Raw genomic sequence first — 992 nt, forward strand, 5'->3', positions numbered from 1 at the left:
TCAGGTGATCTCAGCAAGATTCGGGTAGGTAGCGGTATTCGAAGTGAGTCAGGTGTAGCGCGGCGGCGACGATCTCGCCGATCCGGCGTGGGCTGGCGGTGGTGTGGCGGAGCGTTTTCCAGCGTCCGGTCAGGATGGCGAAGCCGCGTTCGCCTTGCCAGCGCAGGCCGCGTAGCAGCCGGTTGTAGGCGCGGTTGTCGGGTGCGAGTCGGCTGCCGTCGGCGGGCTGTTTGATCGGTGTCTTGATGCCGTGGCCTGCGCTTTCGTAGCCGGAGTCGGCCAGGGTGGGCAGGTCGAGTTCGGCGGCGGACCAGTTCAATGCGGCGGTGACACCGAGTTCGTGGGCGCAGCTGGTGTCGTGCAGATGCCCGGGCATAGCCTGCGAGGTCCAGATCGGCAGCCCGTCTGGGCGGATGATCGCTTGGATGTTCGCGCCGAAGTCGCGGTGCTTTCCGGAGTACCAGGCGTCGATGGTCTCGCCCTTGACCGACAGGGTGGTCTCGGTGAGGCGGTCGCAGTCGAACAGCTTGCCGTCGAGGATCACGTGCGACCAGCCGTCGTCGGCGGCACGGCGCAGCGCGGTGTGTAAGTCGTTTGCTTGCGCGGCGAGTACCGCGATGCCCTCGTCGCGGTAGCGGTACGCGGTCGCCCGGGAGATCCCGAACCCCGCGCCGAGCAGGGCCAGGTCCTCGCCCTTGCGGAACCAGATCAGCACCAACAACGCCTGGTAGAAGCAGGTCAACGCGCGAGTGCCGCGCCGGGTCCCCTTGGCTCGACGCTCGGCGGCGAGCAGCCGGCCGAGGTGCTGCACGAGTTCCCTCGGGACGTCGACCATGGCACGATAGGCAATCACGTGGAGCCCTCTCGAAGACGTGTTTCTGTCGCAAGGACGTGTCTATCGATGGCTCCACGCCTGTTTCCATCACCGCCCGACTCGACACCTTCGCCCGTGTCGTACTAATCAACACTTTTGCGCTGCTGAGATCACCTCA

At 65.8% G+C, this 992-nt stretch carries 1 protein-coding gene; it reads right to left on the bottom strand.

All coding sequences use genetic code 11. The features are described 5' to 3' along the window. Positions 1-10: 10 nt before the first annotated feature. A complete protein-coding gene (locus C1A38_RS30390; protein ID WP_502696968.1) occupies positions 11-853 on the bottom strand; it encodes a transposase family protein in 843 nt (280 codons plus the stop codon). Between the last annotated feature and the right edge of the window lie 139 nt (positions 854-992).

It is taken from the genome of Verrucosispora sp. ts21 (genome assembly GCF_002879555.1).
In the GTDB taxonomy this organism is placed as follows: Bacteria; Actinomycetota; Actinomycetes; order Mycobacteriales; family Micromonosporaceae; genus Micromonospora; species Micromonospora gifhornensis.